This window comes from Mixta theicola, assembly GCF_002895925.1.
GTDB lineage: Bacteria > Pseudomonadota > Gammaproteobacteria > Enterobacterales > Enterobacteriaceae > Mixta > Mixta theicola.
The window spans coordinates 229,597-247,766 of record NZ_NWUO01000006.1 but is presented as its reverse complement, the minus strand read 5'-3'; the positions used below and the strand labels follow the sequence as shown (position 1 = coordinate 247,766).

Sequence of the window (18,170 nt, the reverse complement as noted above, 5' to 3'; positions counted from 1 at the left end):
GTTTAATTTTACATTGGTGAACAGTGAAAAAATAATCATTAAATATGCATAATAAGTCAAACTAAATCGTGGCGGGCTGTGTTAAAACGCCCGGCTGGCGGCGCAGGAAATTAGCCAATAGCTGATGCCCCTGCTGGCTCAGAATGCTTTCCGGATGAAACTGCACGCCTTCTACATCCAGCGTCTTATGACGTAATCCCATAATTTCATCCGTCTGGCCGTCACGCAGGCTCCACGCGGTCACTTCCAGACATTCCGGCAGCGTCTCTTTCTCCACAATCAACGAGTGGTAGCGCGTCACGGTCAGCGGCTGCGCCAGCCCGGCAAATACGCCACGTTGCTGGTGGGCAATCGCGGAGGTTTTACCGTGCATAACCTGCCGGGCACGGATAACGCGCGCGCCGAAAACCTGCGCCAGCGCCTGATGCCCCAGGCAAACGCCAAGCAGCGGCAGCCGTCCGGCAAAAGCGCGGATAGCGTCCAGAGAGATACCCGACTCATCAGGCGTGCAGGGGCCAGGAGAGATCACCAGGTGCGTCAGCGGCAGCATCTGCATTTCCGCCAGCGTAATTTCATCGTTGCGGCGCACCAGCACTTCCGCGCCCAGCTCGCAGAAATACTGGTACAGGTTCCAGGTAAACGAGTCGTAATTATCAATAAGCAGCAGCATTTTCATTCCGGTCTGACCAAAACGCCGCTATTCTACGCGCTTACTTCGGCTCGCTCACTACGTTAGTAAAAATATCGGTTAACCCCTGAAGATCGCCGCGTACGCTCTCTTCATTCGCCCGCAGCCAGGCTTCACGTTCTGTCTTACTCCAGTCAATGTCATAGCCCGCATGAATAATCAACTGTTCAAAAAACAGACGCTGCGCGCGGCCATTACCATCGCGGAACGGATGCAGCATATTGATTTCGCAATAATAATGCGCCAGCCGCGCCACAAACTGCTCAACAGGGAGATCGGCCAGACCGTTTTCTTCCTCAAGCGCTTCCATCAGCGCGTTGCCCTCTTTTTCAATATATTCAAAGTGGCAAAACGGCGTATCGCCAAGGTAAAGATCAATTTTGCGGATTTCTCCGGCCCAGTCATACAGATCCTGAAACAGGGTGCGGTGGATAGCGCACAGCGAAGGAAAGCCCAGACTGGGCGGCCCCAGTTCAATGGTTGCCGCCCGCAGCGAAGTAAACGCCACCTCCGCTTTTTGCAGCTGGGCGGTATCATGTAAATCGAGACGGTTACGCAGCACATCATCGTTCTGCCAGTAGTAGGGATCGCGCCCGTTCATTACGTTAGCCGCCATATTGCCTCCATAATGCCTCTAAGCGCTGCTTAGCCTGCTCAGCATCCAGCGTCACTTCCGCAAAAGATAAGCCTTCCAGTTTACTACTGGCCAGAAAATTAGCGTTGCGCCGCTGTTGCCATAACGTGGCTTTCTGCTTTTCGGTCAGCTTTGTTGGCATACTGCCTCCGGTCAAAGAATGAGTGACCTAAGTATAAGCAGCAAATTGCCGCTCTGCAGGGAGGCTGGCGTGCCGCCGCAGATGCGACGGCAGAGAGATTACGGCAGGACTTTCGCGGAGAGGATAACTACCGGCTTGCTGGGAACGTTTTGATAAGGCCCGATATTTTTAGTCGGCACCTGAGAAATTTTGTCGGCCACATCCATGCCCTTCACTACCTTACCAAAGACGGCATAGCCGAAATCACGCTGGCCGTGATCCAGGAAAGCGTTGTCGGCAACGTTAATAAAGAACTGGCTGGTGGCGCTGTCTTTTTCGGCGGTACGCGCCATCGAGATGGTGCCACGCGTATTACGCAGGCCGTTATCCGCTTCGTTTTTAATCGGCGCGTTGGTGGGCTTCTGCTGCATATCCGTCATAAAGCCGCCGCCCTGAATCATAAAGCCGGGGATCACACGATGAAAAGTCGTATTGTTATAAAAACCGTTATTAACGTAATCGACAAAGTTTTTAACAGAGACCGGCGCTTTCTGATTATTCAGTTCGAGTTCAATATTACCGGCTGAAGTGGTCAGGAGGACGTGCGTATCGCCCTGCGCAGCGAAATTGGGGGCAGAAAAAGTGGACAGCGCCAAAAGTGCCGCGACCGCTGTCAAAGTACGTTTCACCATGAATAATTCCTTACTGAGGCCACAAAATCTAAACGAAATTGATTGTAAAGAGCCTGTCAGGCAAGAGCCAGCGTTTTACTTTTATTTACGTAATCAATCTACACAGGCAAACGTTAACGTCATACCCATAAATGGTGATTTGAGTCACATTATTGATGAAATGAAGAAGACTGGTTACATCGTTAGTTTGATCGTGGCTGAAATTTCTTTACACTTTCCGTCGACAACCCCTGCGCTATTCCAGCCAGGCCCTTTGGCTCAAGGTTTCCCAAATATGACAAATCGTAACCGCATTGGACTGACGTGGATCAGTTTCTTTTCCTATGCGCTCACCGGCGCACTGGTAATTGTCACCGGGATGGTTTTAGGCGATATCGCTAACTATTTCCAGCTTCCGGTCTCTGAGATGAGCAATACCTTTACTTTCCTCAACACCGGTATTCTGGCAGCGGTATTTTTGAACGCCTGGCTGATGGAAATCGTGCCGCTGAAACGCCAGCTGATTTTTGGCTTTGTGCTGATGGTGCTGGCGGTACTGGGCCTGATGACCAGCCATAGCCTGAGCGTTTTCTCGCTATGCATGTTCGTACTGGGCGTGGTAAGCGGTATTACTATGTCGATCGGCACCTTCCTGATTACCCATCTTTATGAAGGGCGTCAGCGCGGATCGCGTCTGCTTTTTACCGACTCCTTTTTCAGCATGGCCGGTACTATTTTCCCGGTTATCGCCGGTATGCTGTTGGCGCGTCACCTGCCCTGGTATTGGGTTTATGTCTGCATCGGCATTATCTATCTGGCGATCTTTGTGCTGACGCTGACCGTTGAATTCCCGGTATTAGGCAAGAAACAGCATAACGCACAGCCGGTAACCAAAGAAAAATGGGGCGTTGGCGTGCTGCTGCTTTCCATCGCGGCTCTGTGCTATATCCTCGGCCAGCTGGGCTTTATTTCATGGGTGCCGGAATACGCCACTAAAACTATGGGCATGGACATTAGCGCCGCCGGACAGCTGGTAGGCAACTTCTGGACCTCCTATATGATCGGCATGTGGGTGTTTAGCTTTGTGCTGCGCTTCTTTGATTTGCAACGTATCCTGATGGTGCTGGCTGCACTGGCAACGCTGTTGATGTACTGGTTTGTCAGCAGCAGCGAACCGGGCATGCTGAAGTGGATTATTATCGCCCTGGGTTTCTCCTCCAGCGCCATCTACACCACCATCATCACCCTTGGCTCGCAGCAAACCCGGGTTTCCTCGCCGAAGCTGGTGAATTTCATTCTGACCTGTGGCACCGTTGGCACCATGCTGACCTTTGTGGTCACCGGCCCGATTGTGGCGAAAGGCGGCGCGCATGCGGCGCTGTTTACCGCTAACGGCCTGTACGCCGTGGTGTTTGTCATGTGTCTGCTGCTGGGCTTTGTGACTAAGCATCGTCAGTACGGTCACGCCGACCATTAATCCTTACGGGCGGAGCTGGCGTTCCGCTCTTTAACTGTAAGGTGCCTGCACGGGAAGTGCAGGCCGATCGTAAAGACGCAAACAGCGTCATCCCTGACAGCTCGGCCCGCGCCTTCCCAGGCTGCGGGACGCTTTACTCTTCTGCGTGAGCGCCGGTTCGGTGGCGACAATCCCCTTTCCCTGGCGCAGGCCGTACCGGATTAAAACGGACGGCACCCACAACAACGCGCTAAGTAACAGATATTACACAGCTTCCTAAAAATTCTCATAATTCAGCTAAATACCTCCAAAGAGGTATATTAAGCCTCAATTGATGCACATCAATAAGCTTGCTAATAATCGCGCTATTGTGGCGCCAATTAGATCAATTTTGAGGCAAAAATGAGCATCGTCAAACTCGCCATCATTGGTAATGGCATGGTTGGCCACCGCTTCATTGAAGAACTGATCGATAAAGCCGAACCCGGCCAGTTCGAAATTACCGTCTTCTGTGAAGAACCCCGTGTGGCTTACGACCGCGTCCATCTCTCCGCATACTTTTCCCATCACACTGCTGAAGAACTCTCGCTGGTACGGGAAGGCTACTATGAAAAACATGGTGTCCGCGTGCTGCTCGGCGAACGTGCGATCACCCTAAACCGTCAGGAAAAGGTGATTCACTCCAGCAGCGGCCGCGCCGTTCAGTATGACAAACTGATTCTGGCGACCGGTTCTTATCCGTGGATCCCGCCGATTCAGGGATCCGATGGTCCTGACTGCTTCGTCTATCGCACCATTGAAGATCTGAACGCCATTGAAGAATGCGCGCGCCGCAGTAAAAGCGGTGCGGTCATCGGCGGCGGTCTGCTGGGCCTGGAAGCGGCCGGCGCGCTGAAAAATCTTGGCGTTGAGACGCACGTTATCGAATTTGCCCCGGTGCTGATGGCTGAGCAGCTTGATGCCCAGGGCGGCGGCCAGCTGCGCCAAAAAATAGAACATATGGGCGTGCGGGTTCACACCAGCAAAAATACCAAAAATATTGCCCACCATGCGCCAGGTAAAACGCTGGAATTTGCCGACGGCACCAGCCTGGACGTCGATTTTATCGTGTTCTCTACCGGTATCCGCGCCCAGGACAAACTGGCCCGCCAGAGCGATCTGCCGGTTGGCCCGCGCGGCGGCATCCAGATTAACGATTTTTGCCAGAGCGCCGATCCGGATATTTACGCCATTGGTGAATGTGCGGCCTGGAACGAGAAAATTTTTGGTCTGGTTGCGCCGGGCTACAAAATGGCGCAGGTCGTCAGCGATCATTTGCTGGGCCGTGAGAACCACTTCAGCGGCGCGGATATGAGCGCCAAACTGAAGCTGCTGGGCGTTGACGTTGGCGGCATCGGCGATGCGCATGGCCGCACGCCGGGCGCGCGCAGCTACGTTTATCTGAATGAGCGAAGCGGCGTCTATAAACGCCTGGTCGTCAGCCCGGATAATCAATACCTGCTGGGTGCGGTGCTGGTAGGCGATACCAGCGATTATGGCCAGCTGCAGCAGCTGGTGCTTAACCAGATCATACTGCCAGAACATCCCGACAGCCTGATCCTGCCTTCGCACGCCGGCGGTGAAAAACCGGCGCTGGGCGTGGAATCGCTACCGGACAGCGCGCAGATCTGCTCCTGCTTCGACGTCTCGAAAGGCGATATTATCCAGGCCGTGGCTAAAGGCTGCCATACCGTTGCTGCCATCAAAGCGGAAACGCGTGCCGGCACCGGCTGCGGCGGCTGTATCCCACTGGTTACCCAGGTGCTGAACGCAGAGCTGAGCCGTCAGGGCATTGAAGTTAACCATCACCTGTGCGAGCACTTCGCCTGGTCGCGTCAGGAGCTGTACCACTTGATTCGCGTGGAAGGCATTAAGAGCTTCGATGAACTGCTGAAAAAATATGGTAAAGGCTACGGCTGTGAAATCTGTAAGCCAACCGTCGGCTCTCTGCTCGCCTCCTGCTGGAACGACTATGTGCTGCAACCCCAGCATGCGCCGCTGCAGGACAGCAACGATAACTTCCTGGGCAATATCCAGAAAGATGGCACCTATTCGGTGATCCCACGCTCGCCAGGCGGCGAGATCAGCCCTGAAGGGCTGGTAGTAATTGGACAGGTTGCGCGGCAGTATAATCTTTACACTAAAATCACCGGTTCACAGCGTATCGGCCTGTTCGGCGCGCAGAAAGATGATTTACCGGCTATCTGGCGCCAGCTGATTGATGCCGGCTTCGAAACCGGCCACGCCTACGCGAAAGCGCTGCGCATGGCAAAAACCTGTATCGGCAGCACATGGTGCCGCTATGGCGTTGGCGACAGTCTTGGCTTCGGCATTGAGCTGGAAAACCGCTATAAAGGCATCCGTACCCCGCACAAAATGAAATTCGGCGTCTCCGGCTGTACGCGTGAATGCGCCGAAGCGCAGGGCAAAGATGTCGGCATTATCGCTACCGATAAAGGCTGGAACCTTTACGTGTGCGGTAACGGCGGGATGAAACCGCGACACGCCGATCTGCTGGCGGCCGATCTCGATAAAGAAACGCTGTTACGCTATCTCGACCGCTTTATGATGCTCTACATCCGCACCGCTGATAAGCTGCAGCGCACCTCAACCTGGCTGGAAAGCCTGGAAGGCGGCATCAATTACGTGCGCAGCATCGTTATTGACGACAAGTTAGGCCTGAACGCGCAGCTGGAAAGTGATATGGCCCAGCTACGCAGCCGCGTAATCTGCGAATGGCAAGCCACTCTCGATCGGCCTGAGGCGCAGAACCGCTTCGCCCACTTTATCAATAGTACCCAGCGCGATCCGCTGGTGCAGATGGTTGAAGAGCGCGGACAGCATCGCCCGGCGCGTCCCCACGAGCGTATCGCGATCAAACTGATTGAAGAGGAGGAACAGGCATGAGCCGCTGGCAAACCGTCTGTAATTTAGAAGCGATCCTGCCCGCTACCGGCGTCTGCGCTCTGGTCGCGGGTGAGCAGGTCGCAATTTTCCGCCCGCGTGCGGACGAAGAGCTGTACGCCATCAGCAATATCGATCCTTTTGCCGAGGCCAGCGTGCTGTCGCGTGGGCTCATTGCTGAGCATCAACAGGATTTGTGGGTCGCCAGCCCGCTGAAAAAACAGCGCTTCCGCCTGCGCGACGGTCTCTGCATGGAAGACGCCAGTCGTTCCGTACGCAGCTGGCCGGTGCGGGTGCGTGAAGGCCAGATCGAAGTCGCCTGTGGCTAAGGTTGATATTCACCGCAAACTCAGTTAACAATCGGTTTATTCCTGCCTGCGGCGCAGCCTGTGCGCCGCATCACCTGCGAATCATTACGATAAAAACCGGCAAACCGGGAGAACACCATGGATTACCTACCGCTATTTTGTCAGCTGCGTGGCAGAACCTGTCTGCTGGTTGGCGCGGGCGACGTCGCTGCCCGTAAAGCCCGGCTGTTACTGGATGCCGGAGCGCGGCTACGGGTTTGCGCGCTGGACTTCAGCACGCCGTTTTATGAGTGGCAGCAGGCTGGCGAAGTCGCCCTGCTGCATCAGCCTTTTTCCGCCGAGCTGCTTGATGAATGCTGGCTGGTCATCGCCGCGACCAGCGATGAACAGGTTAATCAGCAGGTTAGCGCAGCAGCGGAAGCGCGTCGTCTGTTTTGTAACGTTGTGGATGCGCCCGCGCAGGCCAGCGTGATTATGCCTTCCATTATCGATCGCTCTCCGCTGATGATTGCCGTTTCCTCCGGCGGACGCGCGCCGGTGCTGGCACGCCTGCTGCGTGAAAAACTGGAGGCGCTGCTGCCGCAGCATTTGGGCCAGCTGGCCGCGCTGGCTGGCACGCTGCGTCAGCGGGTAAAACAGCAGTACGCAACCGGCGCTGAGCGCCGCCGCTTCTGGGAAAAACTGTTTGTCAGCGATCGACTGGCGCAGTCGCTGGCGAATAATGATACGCCGCGGGCGTCAGCGTTAACCGATGAGCTGTTTAGCCAGCCGCTGGATAAACGTGGCGAACTGGTGCTGGTGGGGGCTGGTCCGGGCGATGCCGGGCTGTTAACGCTGAAGGGATTACAGCAAATCCAGCAGGCGGATATTGTCGTCTACGATCGGCTGGTTTCCGATGATGTGCTGCAGCTGGCGCGTCGCGATGCGGAAAAGATTTTTGTCGGCAAGCGCGCCGGTCACCACTGCGTACCGCAGGAAGAAATTAATCAGATTCTGCTGGAGCAAGCACAACGGGGTAAACGCGTGGTGCGGCTGAAAGGCGGCGATCCCTTTATCTTTGGACGCGGCGGCGAAGAACTGGAGGCGCTACAGGGCAGCAATATTCCCTTTTCCGTGGTGCCCGGCATTACCGCCGCCTCTGGCTGCTCCGCCTACAGCGGCATCCCATTAACTCATCGCGATTATGCCCACAGCGTGCGCTTTGTTACCGGCCACCGCAAACAGGATTATGAACTGGACTGGGCCAACCTGGCGGCGGAACAGCAAACGCTGGTGTTTTATATGGGTCTGGCGCAGGCGAGTGAAATCCAGCGTCAGCTGCAGGCGCATGGCATGGCGCCGACTATGCCGGTCGCGCTGGTCGAGAACGGCACCAGTACGCGTCAACGCGTGGTCAGCGGTGAACTGGCCCAGCTGGAAACGCTGGCGACCCAGGTTGTCAGCCCCAGCCTGATTATCGTTGGACAGGTCGTCGCGCTACGTGAAAAGCTGAACTGGTTCTCTTCTTAATAAAAAAGGGTTAGCCGGAAAGGCGCAAACTTAAAATGCCCCGGTTAACCCCTGTTTTTTAGCTACTTCTCTTCATATTAATGCCTGTCCGCTGGTATTGAGAAAAAAATCAAAACACCAGGATCGCCGTTATAAAATAACAGCAAACCTCTCCAACAAACGACTCATTAAGACATTTCCTTATCACTTAAGTAAGTAAAAAATCACATTTAATATTCACTATACGAAACAAATATGCGGTTTTATCATTCTATAGATATTTTGATAAACATCGTGACTTCCGTTAAATTGTTGTACCATTCCAGTTTAAATATCAGCGAAAATTATTTAATCGATAGAGCGCATGTAACCGTCATCATATAGTGCTCCCAATGCACCCGTTCATGCGGATGGAAATAAAGATTAATCAACCCCGTTAATTAATAACAGGATGATTGCTATCTCCATTGTGTTGAGCATTCTATATTGCGCACTAACACGCCTGCGTTTTTATCGATTACTCATCACCGTGCCGATTGAATGTAACAGTGAAAGCATGTAATCAAGGAAGATAAAATGAAATTACGGAACAAGAAAAAATTAATAGCGCTCCATATAGCGCTGGCGTTAGCGTCTGGCCCCGCGCTGGCGATCACGGTTACCATTAAAGATGGCGAAGTGCGCGATAAACTGGACGTCAGCATGGGACAGACGGCAATCGTTCAGGGGGCGATTACGGTTGATGATAAAGGCGAACATAATAATGGCTACGGTACCATATTTGTTAGCGGTAGTGATGCATCGATCGATCTGGGCAACGGCTCACGGGTGACCTCATCCAAAATAGTACCAGAAACGCAAAAAAGCAGCGTTATCGGCATTAAAACCCAGGGCCGTTTCACCGCCACCAACCTGACGGTCAACGGTGTTAACAACCAAAACGGCATTGATGCTAATAGCGGTAGCTCAATTAATCTGAAAGGTTTAACCAGCATTAATCTACAGGCGGGAAAAAATCTTAATGCCGGTCTGTTGTCCAATAATGCCTCTACGCTAAAAGCGGAAAACGTCAATATCATTGTCAACGCCGGAAAAGATGAGACTACAGGACACCGCTATTTAGCCAGTGGCATCACCAATGCAGCAGGCTCTGTAATGAATATTACCGGCAATAGTGATATAACGGTGACCTCTTCAGCCTCAAGAAAATATTTTACGGCTGGCATTGTTAATACCGACAGTCTGGAGAGCTCAACTATTGCTGAAGGCGCTGAGTTGACTATGAATAATGTCAATATCAGGGTTCAGGATAAAAACGCGCCAGGCGTCATAGGCATACTGAATGAACGGGGCTCGACATTTAAATCTAACGAAACCGCTATCTTCGTAGAGGCTACACATGAGTTTGGTTACGGCATCAGCCAGATGAATAATGCGGTCGGCGAAACGGGAGACACCATTATTCAAATTAAAGTCGCCGATGGGATAACAGGGCGCGGGATTTCTAATGCCAGCGGAAGCATCCTGAAAGTTAATGGCAGCCTTGATATTCAGTTTACCGACGATTCCTATAACTCCAGCCCGCTTTATTTTATCGATACCGGGGAGAATGCCAAAACCGAGCTTAATGGCAACACAACGCTGGGTTCGCTTCAAGCCAACTTGCCTGCAAATGTTTTCGCTATCCACTCTTCCGGCGAAACAACGCTGAATAACCACCGGCTTATTGCCTGGGGGAATATTTACGCAGCTGATAAAGGAAAAATTAACCTGACGCTAGCGGATAGCTCATATCTGTTGGGAGCCATTAATAAAACCGGCACGGGTGAAGTAGAGCTTGCCCTGAATGGCAATAACAGTCAGTGGCGGATTAACGGTGATAGCCACCTGAATAAACTGACGCTCAGTTCATCTTCAATAGAATTTCTGTCTGACGCATTTAAAACCTTGACCATTGATGGTGACTATCATGGGGACAATGGCAAGATTGTGATGAACGCACAGCTTGCTGGAGACGGTTCCGCATCAGACCGTATCATCGTGAAGGGAAATACTTCAGGCGATACGCTGTTAACCATTAAGAAAGTTGCCGGAAACGGCGCAGAGACCGATAACGGCATTCTGCTGGTCGAAGTTAATGGCACATCCAACGGTGTCTTTACGCAACAGGGAAGAACGACGGCGGGTCTGTATGATTATTTCTTAAGACAGCGAGATAAAAACTGGTATCTGGTTTCTTATCTGGAAGAAGAACCCACCCCGCCCGAAAACGAAAACGACGATAACGGTAACGGCGGCAACGACGATAACGGCGGCAATGACGATAACGGCAATGGCGGCAACGACGATAACGGCAATGGCGGCAACGACGGAGATAATGGCAACGGCAACAACGGCAGCAACGGCAGCAACGGCAGCAACGGCAGCAACGGCAGCAATACTGACAATTCGCGAGTCCGTGCCTACCGACCGGAAAGCGCCAGCTATATCGCTAACCTGGCCGCCGCAAATAAATTGTTTATCACCAGCATGCACGATCGTCAGTCAGGGCAACGAACTGCATCAGATAAAGCGCATACGTCATCTTTCTGGATGCGTCAGGGTGGAAGCCATAATCACTTTACCGATGCCAGCGGGCAGCTAAAAACAAAAAGTAACAGCTATATTTTGCAGATGGGCGGTAATATCGCGCAGTGGGAAAACAGCCAGGGCAGCGCGAATTTAGGCATGATGGCGGGCTATGGCAACAATCATAACAAAACACGTTCCACGCTCACAGGTTACCGCTCAAAAGCTCAGATTAACGGGCACAGCATGGGAATTTATGGTACCTGGTTTAACGACCAAAACCGTCAACAGGGCGCATGGCTGGATAGTTGGGTACAGTATAACTGGTTCGATGGTTATGTAACTGGTGAAGGCTTGCCCAGCGAGAAGTATCGGTTAAAAGGCTTTAGCGCGGCGCTGGAGGCGGGTTATATTCAGTCGGCAGGCCAGTATCAGGGCTTCAGTTTCTGGCTGGAGCCGCATGCCCAGGCTGTTTTTATGGATGTAAAAGACAAGGCCATGAATGAAATTTACGGCACCAGGGTCAAGGGCACGGGCAACGGTAATATTCTTACGCGTATTGGCATGCGCAGCTGGATGTCCAATACAACAGCAGCGGCGCAGGCGACGGCTTTCCGCCCCTGGCTGGAAGCGAACTGGCTTCATAACAGCCGCGCTTTCGGGGTAAAAATGAATAACGGCAGCAATCAGCAATCCGGAGCTAAAAACAATATAGAAATCAAAGTGGGAGTAACAGGACAACCCGTCCCGAATCTGCAGCTTAGCGGTGAAGTAAGCCAGCAGAGGGGTTCCGCCGGTTATCTTGAGACGTTTGGCACTCTACAGCTCAATTACGCTTTCTGATACGGAAATAAACTCACCACGGTCTTGCAAGGTACGCTTTGCAAGACCGTATTTTAGCGCCCTGCCCGCCAGTCAGACGCGGCAGGCAGCGCGTTTACTTACGGCTGCGCCACGAAACCTACCGCTTCATAGACTTTTTTCAGCGTTTCCTGCGCGCGCGCGCGTGCTTTTGCCGCGCCATCACGCATTACCTGCTCAAGAAAAGCTTCATCTTCACGATAGCGCTGATAGCGCACCTGCAGCTCGCTCAGCATACCGGAAACCGCTTCCGCTACCTCGCCCTTCAGATGACCATACATCTTGCCTGCAAATTCCTGCTCAAGCTGGCTGATGCTTTTGCCTGAAATGGCGGACAGAATATCCAGCAGGTTAGATACGCCCGCTTTGTTCTGCACGTCATAACGCACCACCGGCGGCTCGTCGGAGTCGGTTACCGCACGCTTGATCTTTTTCACTACCGCTTTCGGATCTTCCAGCAGGCCGATAACGTTATTGCGGTTATCGTCCGATTTGGACATCTTTTTCGTCGGCTCAAGCAGCGACATCACGCGTGCGCCAGATTTCGGAATAAACGGCTCCGGCACCTTAAACACGTCGCCATACAGCGCGTTGAAACGCTGGGCAATATCACGGCTCAGCTCCAGATGCTGTTTTTGATCTTCGCCAACCGGAACCTGATTGGTCTGATACAACAGAATATCCGCCGCCATCAGTACCGGATAATCAAACAGGCCAGCGTTGATGTTTTCCGCATAGCGGGCGGATTTATCTTTGAACTGGGTCATACGGCTCAGCTCACCGAAATAGGTATAACAGTTCAGCACCCAGCTTAGCTGAGTATGTTCCGGCACGTGTGACTGGACGAAAATGGTGCTTTTTTCGGGATCGATACCACAGGCGAGATAAAGCGCCAGCGTATCCAGCGTCGCTTTACGCAGCGCGGCCGGGTCCTGACGTACGGTGATGGCGTGCAAATCGACAATACAGTAAATGCAGTGATAATCGTCCTGCATCTGTACCCACTGACGCATCGCACCCATGTAGTTACCAATGGTCAGTTCGCCGGAGGGCTGTGCGCCGCTAAATACGATGGGTTTGCTCATGCTTTTAAATCCTGATAATTACCGCCCCAAAGCGGGCAAAAGGTCGTTGAAATCGTCCAGAACAAGGTTTGGTTCACTGGTCGCGATCGGCTCGCCATAGTTGTAGCCGTACGACATGCCCACGCAGGGACAACCCGCCGCCTGTGCCGCCTGAATATCATTGCGTGAATCGCCAACAAACAGCAGCTCCTGCGGCAGCAGACCAAACTTGCCTAACACTAAAAACAGCGGCGCCGGATGCGGCTTTTTCGCCGCCACGTCGTCACCGCCGATAACCAGCGAAAAATAGCGTTCGATGCCGAGCGCGCGCAGCAGCGGCGCAATAAAAGGCGTCGGCTTATTGGTCACCAGCGCCAGCGGCACTCCTGCGGCGCTCAGCTTTTCCAGCGTTTGCGCGACGTGCGGAAATAAGGTCGTACCCGGCTCCGCCGTTTCGGCATAAAAACGATCGAACAGCGCTCTGCCATCGCGCAGCTCATCCGCTTCAGGCTGACGCTGCAGCGCCCAGTTCAGCGCTCGCGCCACCATAATGTCGGCGCCGTTTCCTATCCAGGTGGTTACGCGCGGCACGCCTGCAGCAGACAGATTTAAGGCCACAAGCGCCCGATCCACTGCTTCGGCCAGCCCCGGCACGCTGTCAACCAGCGTGCCGTCAAGATCGAATGCCAATGCGCGAATATTAGTGAAAGGCGCCATGGCGGCTTTTCTCCAGTTCATTGCGCATATCGTTAATCACTTTTTTATAGTCCGACTGACCAAATATGGCCGACCCGGCGACAAACATATCCGCGCCCGCAGCGGCGATTTCGGCAATATTGTCCACCTTCACGCCGCCATCGACTTCAAGTCGAATATCGTAACCGCTTTCGTCAATACGCTTACGCGCCTCACGCAGCTTATCCAGCGTACCGGGAATAAAAGACTGACCGCCAAAGCCAGGATTGACCGACATTAGCAGAATAATATCCAGCTTATCCATCACGTAATCGAGATAGCTCAGCGGCGTGGCGGGATTAAAGACTAAACCTGCTTTGCAGCCATACTCTTTGATGAGCTGCAGGCTGCGGTCGATATGTTCGCTGGCTTCAGGGTGGAAGGTAATAAAGCTGGCGCCCGCTTCGGCAAACTGAGGGATCAGGCTATCGACCGGCTTTACCATCAGATGAACGTCAATCGGCGCGGTAATACCGTAATCGCGCAGCGCTTTTAACACCATCGGCCCCATAGTCAGGTTGGGAACATAATGGTTATCCATAACGTCGAAATGCACCACGTCTCCTCCCGCCGCCAGGGCTTTCGCCGTATCTTCGCCCAGGCGGGCAAAGTCTGCAGAGAGGATTGAAGGGGCCAGCAAAAATTGTTTCATCCGTATCTCCCACTGTATGCGCCAGTAAAAATACTGACAGATTGCGCTGGTTGCGGACGAAACCGGCTAGCGAAAAAGGGCCAGTAGCTCGTCCACTTTGGTACGACCGCTAATGCTTCTGCTGATAGAACGGCGCGCTTTAACCACATGCAGCACCGCATCCTGATACCACAGCCGGGTCAGCTCGGTATCATGGTTAGAAATCAGCACTGGAATTGCGCTTTCCTGCGCCAGCTTTACCGCCAGCTCAGCCAGATGCTGCTGCTCGCGCAGGCTAAAGCTGTTGGTATGATAGGCGGTAAAATTCGCCGTTGTCGAAAGCGGCGCGTAAGGCGGATCGCAGTAAACGACCGATCCCGCCTGCGCCTTACTCAGGGTAACATCGTACGATTCACAAACAAAAACGGCTTTTTGCGCGCGTTCGGCAAAACCGTATAGCTCCTCTTCCGGAAAATAGGGCTTACGGTAACGACCAAAAGGCACGTTAAATTCACCGCGCAGGTTGTAGCGGCACAGGCCGTTGTAACCGTGACGATTCAGATAAAGAAACAGCAGCGCCCGGCGATAAGTATCCTCGCTGGCATTAAATTCGCTGCGGTACGCGTAGTAAGCATCCGCCTCGTTGCTGCGCGGCGTAAAGAGCTGACGCGCATCGCTGACAAACTCGACGGTGCGTCCTTTTACAATGTTATACAGGCCGATCAGATCGTTATTAATATCGGCCAGCACATAGCGCGGATAATCGGTGTTAAGGAACACGGAGCCGGCGCCGACAAAAGGCTCGACTAAGCAGTCGCCTTGCGGCAAATGGCGGCGTATATCCTCCAGAAGAGGATATTTACCGCCGGCCCATTTCAGGAAAGCGCGATTTTTTTTCATGCCGTCGTTTTGGTTACTTCTGTTCATCTGGCTGTGGCTATAGCGACAGCATATCTGCGCTTACGAAACTGATTTACGACAAAAATGGCAACAGAGTTGCCATTTTTAACGCCGTTGCAACGGCTGAGATAATCCGCTGCCAGAGCGCACTATCACAGTAATACAGCGGAGATCGGCTTAGCGTTCCGCCTCTTTTTTCACCTGGCTAACCGGCTTAACCCAGGGATTTTTCGCCTGGACTTCCGCTGGCAGCGAGGCTACGGCACGTTTAGCTTCAGCTGGCGTGGCATAAGAACCGCTCACCAGAACATACCATGGCTGTCCGTTGCGTGTGGTCTGATAGACATGATAGTGGTTCAGGTTCTGTTTCTTCGCCCAGGCATTCAGCGTATCTGAACGCGAGGCGCTGCTCAGCTGTAGCGTATAGCTGCCGCCCGGCGCGCTTTGTTGCGCGACAGGTGCGGCATGGCTGGCACTGGCGGCAGGCTTACCACTCTGCTTTGCCACCGGCTGATGATTCTGTCTGGCTGGCGGCTGACTGGCGGCTGGTCGGTGTGTTGGCGCAGGCTTGCTGCTGCTCTGTCCAGACGGCGCAACGTGAGCGCTGCTGGTATCGGCGCCGCTCACCGTTGCTGGCGCGGTCGGCAGCGAACTGCCGCTCACTGCATTCTGCGCCGCAGAATCAACCTGCCCCTGTTGATTGGCCAGCGCGTTGTTAAGATCGCCCGGCAGCTCTACGCGCTGCTGGTTCTGCGGCGTCTCAATCGGAGCGGCCTGAGTCGGCGTTGAGGAAACCGGCGGAACGGAGATCGACTGCGGCGCCTCGTTTGCTGCGCCGTTGGTCGCTGCGGCTTCATTACCAGCCGCGCTACCGTTACCAGCCGCGCTACCGTTCTGCCCGCTCATGGTTGATGAGCCGGAAAGATCGATATTTTTTTCATTGCCGCCGGAGGTGGCTGCGCCGTTATCCGCCTGAGCGGATGGCTTTTTAGAATCAGACCCGTTTAATGCCGAACCAATGCCAATAACCAACAGCAAAAGTACCAGCACACCGATGCCCATCATCATACGCTGGCGTGATACCGGCGTTTTAGGCGCAGAAGACGTTTTGCGAGACCGCGTCGGACGGCGATCGCTGGTATCAGGTTTTAACTCGTCTTCCGGTTTAAACTCATCCATTCAACCTCCCCGTCTTACGGCAAGCGCCGCCAACATCCCGTTCGCGGCAGACATCACTATCAGGTCTTACGACAATCATTAATTGCGGCAAGCACAATATCATGCGCCACGCCGCTACGCACCTCGGCTTTGCCGATCGCCAGCGGCAGCACCAGACGCAGCTCTCCCGCCAGCACTTTTTTATCCCGCATCATATGCGGTAAATAGTCCTGCGCGGTCATTTCCTGCGGCCCCGTTACGGGCAGCCCGGCGCGGTCGAGCAAAGCGATAATACGATCGGTATCGGCAGAGCTGAACTGACCCAGCCTTTCAGCGGTACGCGCCGCCATAACCATCCCGGCAGCCACGGCCTCGCCGTGTAGCCAGTTACCGTATCCCATCTGCGCTTCAATAGCATGGCCATAGGTATGACCCAGATTCAGCAGCGCCCGCAGACCGGTTTCCCGCTCGTCGGCGGCGACCACGTCCGCTTTCAGCTCACAGCAGCGACGAATGCAAAAAGCCAGCGCGTCCCCATCCAGCGCCATTAGCGCATCCAGGTTCTGCTCCAGCCAGTTGAAAAAATTGCCGTCGAGGATAATGCCGTATTTGATCACTTCAGCCATGCCGGAAGCCAGCTCGCGTGGCGGCAGACTACGCAGACAGTCGAGATCGATAACCACTGAAGCAGGCTGATAGAACGCGCCTATCATATTTTTGCCCAGCGGATGATTGACGGCGGTTTTACCGCCAACGGAAGAGTCCACCTGCGATAACAGCGTGGTCGGCACCTGAATAAAGCGCACGCCGCGCTGATAGCTGGCGGCGGCGAAGCCGGTCAGGTCGCCAATAACGCCGCCGCCCAGCGCTACCAGCGTGGTATCACGCCCGTGGGGCTTTTGCAGCAGCGCGGTAAAGACCTGATCCATTACCGCCAGGGTTTTGTACTGTTCGCCATCGGGAAGAATAACCTGATCCACCTTAACGCCCGCCTCTTCCAGCCGCTGTCGCAGCGGCGTCAGATAAAGCGGAGCCAGCGTCTCGTTGGTTACCAACATAGCCTGGTCGCCTGCTTTCAGCGGCCAAAAGGCGGCCGCATCGTTAAACAGACCGGCGGCGATGGTGATCGGGTAGCTACGCTCCCCAAGGGTAACGGTGATCTTCTCCATGACGCTGTATAACCTTTTCGCTATGCCCTCAGGCGATGGATTAATTCTTTTCCAGTAAATTAATGATTTGATTAGCGACGACTTTCGCGCTTTGATCGTCAGTGCGGATAGTCACATCAGCGATCTCTTCATACAGGGGATTGCGTTCATCCGCCAGCGCTTCCAGCACTTCGCGTGGCGGTGCATCGACCTGTAATAAAGGACGCTTTTTATCGCGCTGCGTACGCGCCAGTTGCTTCTCAATAGTGGTTTCAAGATAGACCACAACGCCACGGGCGGAGAGACGATTACGGGTTTCGCGGGATTTTACAGAACCGCCGCCGGTAGCCAGCACGATGCCCTGTTTTTCTGTGAGTTCATTAATGATTTTCTCTTCACGTTCGCGAAAGCCTGCTTCGCCTTCAACGTCAAAAACCCAGCCCACATCCGCTCCGGTACGTCGCTCAATTTCCTGATCGGAATCGTAAAATTCCATATTGAGTTGCTGAGCTAACTGACGACCAATAGTGCTTTTGCCGGCACCCATAGGCCCAACCAGAAAGATATTGCGTTTCTCTGCCATTTTTTCGGTATTACTAAGACAATGCGTTGATGATACCCCGTCTGCAACGGCCGAGCCGCTGGCGGGACATGAACTGAAACCTCATGAGCGATAGTGCAAGAGTCAGATGAAAAATTATCTCAACACTCAAGGTCGTTTGGCAACCGAATAAATTGCCCGGCTCAGAACGCGCAGCCTGCGCGTCACACAGTTCGCTAAGAGTCAAAACCGCTG

Annotated in this window: 16 protein-coding genes; 5 read left to right on the top strand and 11 right to left on the bottom strand. The window is 53.7% G+C overall.

From position 1 onward, the window contains the following. Positions 1-61: 61 nt before the first annotated feature. The 4 genes from COO59_RS10510 to ppiA form a co-directional block, all read right to left on the bottom strand. On the bottom strand, positions 62-670 hold the full coding sequence (locus tag COO59_RS10510) for an aminodeoxychorismate synthase component II (protein WP_103059741.1): 609 nt from the start codon (positions 668-670) through the stop codon (positions 62-64). Between the two features lie 40 nt (positions 671-710). Continuing rightward, on the bottom strand, positions 711-1,304 hold the full coding sequence (locus COO59_RS10505; RefSeq protein ID WP_103059740.1) for a putative adenosine monophosphate-protein transferase Fic: 594 nt from the start codon (positions 1,302-1,304) through the stop codon (positions 711-713). Continuing rightward, complete coding sequence (locus COO59_RS10500; RefSeq protein ID WP_103059739.1) at positions 1,294-1,464, bottom strand: YhfG family protein; 171 nt, start codon at positions 1,462-1,464, stop codon at positions 1,294-1,296. Before COO59_RS10500 ends, COO59_RS10505 begins: the two co-directional genes overlap by 11 nt. A gap of 98 nt (positions 1,465-1,562) precedes the next feature. Next, on the bottom strand, positions 1,563-2,135 hold the full coding sequence (ppiA, locus tag COO59_RS10495) for a peptidylprolyl isomerase A (RefSeq protein WP_103059738.1): 573 nt from the start codon (positions 2,133-2,135) through the stop codon (positions 1,563-1,565). A gap of 274 nt (positions 2,136-2,409) precedes the next feature. Here ppiA and tsgA point away from each other — a divergent pair, with 274 nt between their 5' ends. From tsgA to COO59_RS10470, 5 genes are all read left to right on the top strand, one after another. Beyond that, positions 2,410-3,591, top strand: coding sequence for an MFS transporter TsgA (gene tsgA, locus COO59_RS10490; RefSeq protein ID WP_103059737.1), 1,182 nt, complete (start codon positions 2,410-2,412; stop codon positions 3,589-3,591). 381 nt (positions 3,592-3,972) lie between these two features. Continuing rightward, positions 3,973-6,516 (top strand): nitrite reductase large subunit NirB, encoded by a 2,544-nt coding sequence (nirB, locus tag COO59_RS10485; protein WP_103059736.1) that lies wholly within the window; start codon positions 3,973-3,975, stop codon positions 6,514-6,516. Beyond that, a complete protein-coding gene (gene nirD, locus COO59_RS10480; protein WP_103059735.1) occupies positions 6,513-6,842 on the top strand; it encodes a nitrite reductase small subunit NirD in 330 nt (109 codons plus the stop codon). The genes nirB and nirD overlap by 4 nt, the downstream gene beginning before the upstream one ends. Before the next feature lie 117 nt (positions 6,843-6,959). Beyond that, positions 6,960-8,330, top strand: a complete 1,371-nt coding sequence (gene cysG, locus COO59_RS10475) for a siroheme synthase CysG (protein ID WP_103059734.1) — start codon at positions 6,960-6,962, stop codon at positions 8,328-8,330. 555 nt (positions 8,331-8,885) lie between these two features. After that, positions 8,886-11,720, top strand: coding sequence for an autotransporter outer membrane beta-barrel domain-containing protein (locus COO59_RS10470; protein WP_103059733.1), 2,835 nt, complete (start codon positions 8,886-8,888; stop codon positions 11,718-11,720). Between the two features lie 98 nt (positions 11,721-11,818). Here the strand turns inward: COO59_RS10470 and trpS are convergent, their stop codons facing one another. From trpS to aroK, 7 genes are all read right to left on the bottom strand, one after another. Continuing rightward, complete coding sequence (trpS, locus tag COO59_RS10465) at positions 11,819-12,823, bottom strand: tryptophan--tRNA ligase (RefSeq protein WP_103059732.1); 1,005 nt, start codon at positions 12,821-12,823, stop codon at positions 11,819-11,821. An 18-nt stretch (positions 12,824-12,841) separates the two neighbouring features. Then, the gene (locus tag COO59_RS10460; RefSeq protein WP_103059731.1) at positions 12,842-13,519 is read right to left on the bottom strand and encodes a phosphoglycolate phosphatase; all 678 of its coding nucleotides are present in this window, start codon (positions 13,517-13,519) and stop codon (positions 12,842-12,844) included. After that, positions 13,503-14,189 carry a ribulose-phosphate 3-epimerase gene (gene rpe / locus COO59_RS10455; RefSeq protein ID WP_103059730.1) on the bottom strand — a complete coding sequence of 229 codons (687 nt, stop codon included), beginning with the start codon at positions 14,187-14,189 and terminating at the stop codon, positions 13,503-13,505. Before rpe ends, COO59_RS10460 begins: the two co-directional genes overlap by 17 nt. Before the next feature lie 66 nt (positions 14,190-14,255). Then, positions 14,256-15,068 carry an adenine-specific DNA-methyltransferase gene (gene dam / locus COO59_RS10450; protein ID WP_103059729.1) on the bottom strand — a complete coding sequence of 271 codons (813 nt, stop codon included), beginning with the start codon at positions 15,066-15,068 and terminating at the stop codon, positions 14,256-14,258. 177 nt (positions 15,069-15,245) lie between these two features. Further along, on the bottom strand, positions 15,246-16,247 hold the full coding sequence (locus tag COO59_RS10445; RefSeq protein ID WP_103059728.1) for an SPOR domain-containing protein: 1,002 nt from the start codon (positions 16,245-16,247) through the stop codon (positions 15,246-15,248). A gap of 59 nt (positions 16,248-16,306) precedes the next feature. Continuing rightward, a complete protein-coding gene (gene aroB / locus COO59_RS10440; protein ID WP_103059727.1) occupies positions 16,307-17,395 on the bottom strand; it encodes a 3-dehydroquinate synthase in 1,089 nt (362 codons plus the stop codon). A 40-nt stretch (positions 17,396-17,435) separates the two neighbouring features. Next, positions 17,436-17,957 (bottom strand): shikimate kinase AroK, encoded by a 522-nt coding sequence (gene aroK, locus COO59_RS10435; protein WP_085068555.1) that lies wholly within the window; start codon positions 17,955-17,957, stop codon positions 17,436-17,438. Positions 17,958-18,170: the final 213 nt, after the last annotated feature.

What these genes read in the sequence shown, in the direction of transcription:
- COO59_RS10510 (WP_103059741.1), bottom strand. Translation starts at nt 670, where the DNA reads ATGCTGCTGCTTATTGATAATTACGACTCGTTTACCTGGAACCTGTAC.
- COO59_RS10505 (WP_103059740.1), bottom strand. Translation starts at nt 1,304, where the DNA reads ATGGCGGCTAACGTAATGAACGGGCGCGATCCCTACTACTGGCAGAAC.
- COO59_RS10500 (WP_103059739.1), bottom strand. Translation starts at nt 1,464, where the DNA reads ATGCCAACAAAGCTGACCGAAAAGCAGAAAGCCACGTTATGGCAACAG.
- ppiA (WP_103059738.1), bottom strand. Translation starts at nt 2,135, where the DNA reads ATGGTGAAACGTACTTTGACAGCGGTCGCGGCACTTTTGGCGCTGTCC.
- tsgA (WP_103059737.1), top strand. Translation starts at nt 2,410, where the DNA reads ATGACAAATCGTAACCGCATTGGACTGACGTGGATCAGTTTCTTTTCC.
- nirB (WP_103059736.1), top strand. Translation starts at nt 3,973, where the DNA reads ATGAGCATCGTCAAACTCGCCATCATTGGTAATGGCATGGTTGGCCAC.
- nirD (WP_103059735.1), top strand. Translation starts at nt 6,513, where the DNA reads ATGAGCCGCTGGCAAACCGTCTGTAATTTAGAAGCGATCCTGCCCGCT.
- cysG (WP_103059734.1), top strand. Translation starts at nt 6,960, where the DNA reads ATGGATTACCTACCGCTATTTTGTCAGCTGCGTGGCAGAACCTGTCTG.
- COO59_RS10470 (WP_103059733.1), top strand. Translation starts at nt 8,886, where the DNA reads ATGAAATTACGGAACAAGAAAAAATTAATAGCGCTCCATATAGCGCTG.
- trpS (WP_103059732.1), bottom strand. Translation starts at nt 12,823, where the DNA reads ATGAGCAAACCCATCGTATTTAGCGGCGCACAGCCCTCCGGCGAACTG.
- COO59_RS10460 (WP_103059731.1), bottom strand. Translation starts at nt 13,519, where the DNA reads ATGGCGCCTTTCACTAATATTCGCGCATTGGCATTCGATCTTGACGGC.
- rpe (WP_103059730.1), bottom strand. Translation starts at nt 14,189, where the DNA reads ATGAAACAATTTTTGCTGGCCCCTTCAATCCTCTCTGCAGACTTTGCC.
- dam (WP_103059729.1), bottom strand. Translation starts at nt 15,068, where the DNA reads ATGAAAAAAAATCGCGCTTTCCTGAAATGGGCCGGCGGTAAATATCCT.
- COO59_RS10445 (WP_103059728.1), bottom strand. Translation starts at nt 16,247, where the DNA reads ATGGATGAGTTTAAACCGGAAGACGAGTTAAAACCTGATACCAGCGAT.
- aroB (WP_103059727.1), bottom strand. Translation starts at nt 17,395, where the DNA reads ATGGAGAAGATCACCGTTACCCTTGGGGAGCGTAGCTACCCGATCACC.
- aroK (WP_085068555.1), bottom strand. Translation starts at nt 17,957, where the DNA reads ATGGCAGAGAAACGCAATATCTTTCTGGTTGGGCCTATGGGTGCCGGC.